This window comes from Coleofasciculus sp. (assembly GCF_046539235.1).
Lineage (GTDB): Bacteria > Cyanobacteriota > Cyanobacteriia > Cyanobacteriales > Coleofasciculaceae > Coleofasciculus.
In genome coordinates this window covers 1-7,068 of the sequence record NZ_JBKHHI010000351.1, presented here as the reverse complement: position 1 = coordinate 7,068, position 7,068 = coordinate 1, and the positions used below count along the sequence as shown (strand labels likewise).

At 43.4% G+C, this 7,068-nt stretch carries 7 protein-coding genes; 2 read left to right on the top strand and 5 right to left on the bottom strand.

Going from position 1 to position 7,068, the window contains the following annotated elements:
* The 3 genes from htpG to ACLFWI_RS23575 all read right to left on the bottom strand — a co-directional run.
* Positions 1 to 752: molecular chaperone HtpG (htpG, locus tag ACLFWI_RS23585; protein ID WP_446414954.1), on the bottom strand; the 752-nt coding region annotated here is incomplete at its 3' end.
* A gap of 139 nt (positions 753 to 891) precedes the next feature.
* On the bottom strand, positions 892 to 1,785 hold the full coding sequence (locus tag ACLFWI_RS23580) for a sulfotransferase family protein (protein ID WP_446414953.1): 894 nt from the start codon (positions 1,783 to 1,785) through the stop codon (positions 892 to 894).
* 24 nt (positions 1,786 to 1,809) lie between these two features.
* A complete protein-coding gene (locus ACLFWI_RS23575) occupies positions 1,810 to 2,571 on the bottom strand; it encodes a sulfotransferase family protein (protein ID WP_446414952.1) in 762 nt (253 codons plus the stop codon).
* Positions 2,572 to 2,826: 255 nt separating this feature from the next.
* Between ACLFWI_RS23575 and ACLFWI_RS23570 the strand changes: the two genes are divergently transcribed.
* Both ACLFWI_RS23570 and ACLFWI_RS23565 read left to right on the top strand, forming a co-directional pair.
* On the top strand, positions 2,827 to 3,837 hold the full coding sequence (locus ACLFWI_RS23570) for a glycosyltransferase (protein ID WP_446414951.1): 1,011 nt from the start codon (positions 2,827 to 2,829) through the stop codon (positions 3,835 to 3,837).
* Between the two features lies 1 nt (position 3,838).
* Positions 3,839 to 4,825: a glycosyltransferase gene (locus tag ACLFWI_RS23565; protein ID WP_446414950.1), complete on the top strand. Its 987-nt coding sequence runs from the start codon at positions 3,839 to 3,841 to the stop codon at positions 4,823 to 4,825.
* 2 nt (positions 4,826 to 4,827) lie between these two features.
* Here the strand turns inward: ACLFWI_RS23565 and ACLFWI_RS23560 are convergent, their stop codons facing one another.
* Complete coding sequence (locus tag ACLFWI_RS23560) at positions 4,828 to 5,808, bottom strand: glycosyltransferase family 2 protein (RefSeq protein WP_446414949.1); 981 nt, start codon at positions 5,806 to 5,808, stop codon at positions 4,828 to 4,830.
* Positions 5,809 to 5,875: 67 nt separating this feature from the next.
* Positions 5,876 to 6,832 carry a hormogonium polysaccharide biosynthesis glycosyltransferase HpsE gene (gene hpsE / locus ACLFWI_RS23555; RefSeq protein ID WP_446414948.1) on the bottom strand — a complete coding sequence of 319 codons (957 nt, stop codon included), beginning with the start codon at positions 6,830 to 6,832 and terminating at the stop codon, positions 5,876 to 5,878.
* Positions 6,833 to 7,068 lie beyond the last annotated feature (236 nt).

Below are 7,068 nucleotides of genomic sequence, written 5' to 3'. Positions count from 1 at the left end.
TTCAGATGCACCCACAGCAGGGGGTCTTCCTGAAACGGATACAGATAGCGATAAAATTCTAAGTAATCCTCATCCTTGAGATCCCGTGGCGATTGCTTCCACAGTGCCTTGTGCTTGTTGAGTTCCTCACCATCCAGCTTAATCGGTACGGGCATGAAGTCGCAGTACTTTTTCACCAGTTGACGAATCCGGGCGGGTTCGACATATTCGGTCTCTTCATCCTGTAGCGTCAGCGTAATCGTGGTTCCCCGTTCCTTGCGAGAGGACTCCGACAGTTCAAACTGGGGCGAACCATCACAAGACCAATGTACCGCCTCAGCCCCAGCTTGATAGGAGAGGGTATCAATCTCGACTTTCTTTGCCACCATGAAGCAGGAATAGAAGCCCAAGCCGAAGTGACCGATAATTTGTTGGTCGGCATCTTTTTGGTATTTCTGGATAAACTCTTCGGCGCTGGAGAAGGCGACTTGGTTAATGTATTTTTTCACTTCCTCGACCGTCATGCCAATCCCGTTATCGGAGACGGAGAGGGTTTTATTATTTTTATCCAGGGAAATGGTAATTTCCGGTTCCCCCACATCCCCATCCACTTCCCCGGAGTAGGACACCATCTTCAGCTTCTGGATAGCGTCTACAGCATTGGAGACTAATTCCCGCAAGAAGATTTCGTGGTCGGTGTAGAGCGACTTCTTGATAATGGGAAAGATATTCTCAGTATGAATGGTGATTTTTCCCTGTTCGAGTACAGTCATAGGTATAACGCCATATAGGTTTAGGGTTCATTGATGATTTTGCGCGATCGCACCTGAATTTACGTATGGGATTACCCACCGCTGAGATTCGGATTTCCTCACTTGAATGGTTCATTTGTCATTTGTCCTGCGTCTTATATCATTTGTCCTCTGTCTTGGTTATATATTGATCCGGCGAGTTTTTTGAATCAAATGCTTGCCTCAATTCTGCCAGGTTAACCGTTGCCAACTGTTCCCGGATATACTGTCGTTGTGCTGGATCAAATACCTGGTAAAACTTTTGAGATGTGGCATTTTGAATTCCGTCTTGACGCACTGCCCGTCCCTCATGCACAAGACTAAGCTGTTCACCCATAGCACGATAATCTTGCAGCATTGCCTGGTGAAACTCAACCCCAATAAATTGACACAGGTTTTCCAGAATAGGGCGGGGATTGGCGACCAAAGCTTCATACTGGACTAGATAATGATTGGGCTTATGCCTAGATTCATAACTTGCGGCAATAGCCCGTTTCCACTTATCAATACACATATCAATCGTATGCTCCCCACCCCAATGACGTGGATATTTATGCGTGATTTCGGATAATGAAGCAACAACATCCACTCCATTTCTAACAAGATGAATAAATCTGGCTCTGGGAACCAGCTTTTCAATCAAGTTAATTTTATAAATATGATCCGGGGTTTTTTCTAAAAAAATACGTTTACCTTGTTCTTGGGTCATCAAATACATGATCTCGATAAAGTTTCGGGTGTAATATCCCCTCAAAATTATCCGAGGTAAACGCGACAGCATCTCCGGACGACCTAGTTCATCTCTAAAGTACCGCTCAAGTCGAGGTCTCAACTGACGCGATACTAGCCCTAAAGCCCGCCGACGAGGTTCGTATTCGGGCAGGACATAATGAAAAAACTTCGACTCGCGAAAGGAAGCAATGTCTGGATGAGCTGCCAGTAGGCTTTGCAATAACGTTGTTCCGGAACGCGGACATCCGACTAGAAAAATAGGAGAATTAGATTGAATTTCCATTTTGATTCGATTTAATCCTAATTTTTAATCCGCCTCAATCTTCCAGTGCTTCAAACTATAGCCCAACTGATTCACTCTCTTTTCAAATTTGTAGTCTATATAGTCAGCATAGAATCGTTTCCAACCTTGGCGCATCATCTGCCATCTCTGAAAATATCGATCATTGACCCCTGAACGAATTCCTGGATTAATTTCAATATTATCGACTCCGACAAAATCGTATATTTTCGGCAAAATTTCGGAGTAATGATCAATAAAATCTTCATAGTTAAGAATTAATACATTTTGCAGAAACCCTTGATCGCGCTTAAATCGTTCATGACCAATGAGCCAATGTTCAATTAATGAGTAAATCGAGGTTTGGCTCCATTTTTGAGTCGCATAAGATACCGGGATGGGATGTCGCAACACCATGATAAACCAAGAATTAGGGAACATCGCCTGTAAAAATCGACTGCGAACCAGATTAGGCGGTGACTTCTCCAATAAAACAGGCTGATTCAGATCCCAATAAGGCTGCCATTGTTGCCACAGCATCTGGGCATTTTCCGGAGAGACCAAATCAGAAGCTTCATCTAGAAAAGAAGACGGATTAAAACAAAAACGTCCCGGTCCACCATAAACTTTTGCCGGAGAATATACTGATTGTAACCACTGTCCCTCATCCTCCATCGCCCCCGTATTATCAAAGCCACTGATTTGGGGATGTTTACTCAAAGTTTGCGCTAGTAAGGATGTCCCACTTCTATGCAAGCCCCCGATGAAAAGGAATTTATGATTGGGCATAAAATTGCAGTTCTCTCAATCTTAGATCGGATCGGCTTTCGGGAATTGGGTTTAATCCCAAACCCAAATGCTATAAAGTTAGACTATAATTAGTCTAATGTAACATCCTTCCCAGAAACAAGGATTAGACAAAGACCTCCGATCCAGACCAACCCCGTTAATCGCGCTAACTGGCGAGGTTTTACCTACTGCCAATTAAATCAGCTACGTTTATTTGAGTTTAAGTTAATCCCAATTAACAAGTCGAGCGTGCAAATGCCGATTATTTCTGTTATTCTTCCAGTATACAATGGTGAGCGAACCATCCAGGAAACCATTGCCTCGGTTCTCAGACAAACCTTTTCTGATTTTGAACTGATCGTGATCAATGATGGTTCACAGGATTCCACCCTAGATATTGTCAAACCTATTCCCGATCCCCGTTTAAAAGTATTATCCTACCCCAACGCTGGTCTAGCCGCCAGTCGCAACCGAGGAATTGCCCAAGCTGTGGGTGATTATATCGCCTTCATTGATGCCGATGACCTGTGGACTCCCGATAAACTCGAGGCACAATTCCAGGCACTACAAAACCATCCCCAAGCCGGGTTAGCCTATAGTTGGACTGATTTTATTGATGAATCTAGTCACTTCATCCATACGGGTAGCCACCTCACCGTTAATGGTAATGCCTATGCCCATTTGTTGCTGGTCAATTTCCTAGAAAATGGTTCCAATCCCTTAATTCGCCAACCCATTCTCACTCAACTGGGAGGCTTTGACGAATCCCTTTCCGCCGCCGAAGATTGGGACATCTGGTTGCGGCTAGCCGCTAATTATCCCTTTGTCTGTGTCCCTCAGCCTCAAATTTTATATCGAGTCTCTTTAACCTCAATGACTGCCAATGTTACCCGACAGAAACGAGAAACCTTTAAGGTAATTGAACGGGCGTTTGCCCAAGCCCCAGAATCTCTACATTATCTGAAGCAACCCAGTATCGCGAATCTGTGTAAGTATTTTACCTTCAAAGCACTCGAAGGCTATCCAGCCGGCCAAAACGGTTTACAAGCCAGCCAATTTCTAGCCCAAGCCCTGATTAATGATCCCGGCTTACTCTATACGCGAGTCATCTGGAAAGTTATCTTAAAAATCATAATTGTCACCCTCTTACCGGCTCAACTTGCCCAGAGGTTCCTCAATCATCTCCAGCACCGTGCTGATGTGAGTGCGTTACTGGTTCATATCAAAACTGACCTGTCTTCCCCAAAATTGTCCCAATTGAATTGATATGCCCCTTATCTCTGTAATCATTCCCGTTTATAATGGTGAGACCACCATTCAAAGAACTATTGAATCCGTTTTCAACCAAACGGTTTCCGACTGGGAACTGATTGTGATTGACGATGGTTCTCAGGACTCAACCTTAGACATCCTATCCCCAATTCAGGACTCTCGATTAAAGGTATTTTCCTATCCGAATGCTGGTCAAGCCACGAGTCGAAATCGAGGATTAGCGAAAGCCTCAGGAGATTATATCGCCTTTTTAGATGCCGACGACCTTTGGACTCCCGATAAACTCGAAGCCCAACTCAACGCACTGCAAACTCACCCTCAAGCCGCCGTCGCTTATAGCTGGACCGATTATATCGATGAATCGGATCAATTTTACCGTCGGGGAAATCACCTGACCTTGAATGGAAATATTTATGCCAATCTCCTATTAACCGACTTGTTTGAAAATGGTTCTAACCTTTTAATCTGCAAAAAAGCCCTAGATGACGTAGGCGGCTTTGATGAGTCCCTTCCCCCCGCCGAAGATTGGGAGTTATGGCTACGATTAGCCTGCCGTTATCAATTTATCGCCGTACCTTCTCCCCAGATTTTGTATCGCATATCTGCCCATTCAGCCTCGACTCAGGTAGGCAAAATGGAAGCCGCCTGCTTACGAGTGATTGAACAAGCGTTCAGCCAAGCGCCTGAATCCTTACAACATTTGAAAAAAACCAGTATAGCGAATCTCTATAAATACTTAACCTTCAAAGTCCTCGAAAATCCTCCAGCGCGACATCAAGGTATCACCGCCTTAGGATTTTTTAGACAAGTAATTCTGAATGATCCCTCAATTCTGCGAACTGGTGTTAGCTGGAAAGTCCTGTTTAAAAGTATGGTTTTCACGTTGCTCCCCAATGCCCAAGCTGAACAGTTACTCAAGCAAGTTAGCCCGATGGCTAATACGACCACCTTACTCGGTTATATTAAAACCTACGTTTCCTAATCTTATTTAATCGTTTGATTAAACAATTCTTGAACAATCGCACGGGGAGCATTTTGCTGTTTCACATAATCTTCAATGTCACGTTTAATTTGATGTCTTGACCAAAAATTAATCACAAAAATTTTCAGGATTTGCCGCCAATAGTAAACGATATATTTCCATTGTGGAATCGACTCATAACCACAATAATTAATATTAACCATATGCCAAATATTATGATGGCTTTTTAAGTTAGTAAATCCCTTTAAAATCGCCTTTCGCTGAGACAGATTACGTTGAAAATACCATTGCATCCAAGCAGGCATATAACGAATAAAGTCACCAATCTGATAATCCGTTTTGGCTTTAAGGCGGCTGGACAACAAGACCTTAAACCCAGCCTTTCTCACCCGATAAACAAATTCAAAGTCTCCCCCGTAATGTCGGAATCTTTCGGCATCAGGTAAACCAATTTTGTCCACAATGGTTCTGGGGATAATCGCAATATTCCCATTGAGAGTATCCACCTTTATTATTTCCTGGTTAGCAAAATAATCAAAGCTACGAATTAGCTGTTTATTAACCATACCACTAAACACAATCCAATTGGGATAAATTGTGTCACAAACAATTCCGCCAATTACGGCACTCTTAGATACCGGAGAGTTACAAGTCTCTTCCAGTTTAATCATAAAGTCTTCGGGAATCGAAATATCATCATTAAGCCAGACAAAGTAATCCGTCGCTAACCTATCAATTGCATATTGCATACCCCGAACAATCGCTCCTGTCCACCACAGAGAACCATCTCCCTGAATCAGATGTACCTGAGGGAATTTGGTGCGAATCAAATCTTGGGTGCCATCAGTAGACCCATCATCCACAACCACAATCCAAATAGCATTTTCATTTTTCGGCACAATTTGCTGATGAATTTGCGATAGAATAGTGTTGGTATAGTCTTTTCTGTTTCTGACCGGAATTACAATTGATATAGTTGACATTTTCTTGTCGCTAATATGGAATTTTTAGCTGGTTTTATCACTATGACAATATTGCTTTTCGGCTCAATCATTTTTTAAACAGAAAAAAAGAACTGATTAAACTTCCCCAAAAGAATTCCAGTTCACAGGCGGCAACGAGATCAGTTTTGAGTTGACCTCGATATTTAAGGAAATGTAGAGTGACTCGACGTAAATTTCCCAGCAGGGTTCGGAGAAAAATTATCGGTTTTTGTCCAGCGTTGGCATTAATCATCCGCAGTTGACACGTTGCTAATCCACAGCCCCGACAAATAGAAAGTAAATAATCCCGTTCTAAGCGCCAGTGGGGTATTTGATGATAGGTATGCAAATCGGGATGATACCAAATTTCCCAGCCGGCTTTGTACATGTACAGTAAGGGTTCATAATCATCCCCCTGTATCATCACTCCCGGTAATTTACCTGTTAATGTGGGACGCGAGGGAACACTTTCACTCCAGGCTTTTTTTCGCACCACCAATGAAGCCGCTGGCGGTAATCTCAAGTTTTGCGGTTCAAATTGATGGGGGGTAGAACCATGTTCTCGAATGGCAAGAAAGGCTTGTATGCGTTGAAAGTTTTCCGGCGGTTCGACTTCAAAGTCCCCATGAATTTGCCCACTAAATGCACCAGCTTGGGGATGTTTCTGGGCAAAGGTATAAGCTTGGGCTATCCAATCGGGATTGGGTAAGTTATCATCATCCAGAAATCCAATCAGTTCCCCCTGCGCCTCTTTTACCGCCCGTAATCTAGCAAAAGCCGCACCTTGTTCCGGTTCCAGGATGTAGGTTAAGGGAACATCGGGTAACCAATTCCCTTGATACTCCTGCACCACTTGGGCTGTATCATCTGTACTGTTATTATCAACAACAATAATGTCCCAGGAAATCTGGTCTAAATCTGTTTGCTGTCGCAGTTTATCCAGCAACTTCGGCAAACGGCTGGCACCATTATATGTAGGAATCGCTACGGTGAAGTCTATAGACATTGTTTTGTCATTTGTCATTTGTCATTTGTCATTGGTTTTTCGTCATTGGTCATTCGTCGCAGAATGCTGGTAATCCTTTGGGGCGGGTTTAGTTATATTAGGGTGCAAAGCAAAGGTTAGTGGTAAAACCCGCCCCTACAATTCCCCCATCTCCCCCATCTTCCCCATCTCCCTCATCTCCCCCATCTTCCCTTAATCAAGCAGTATTGAGGGGTGAGTTTATTTCTCCCCATCTACTTACCTTTCAGGGTAAT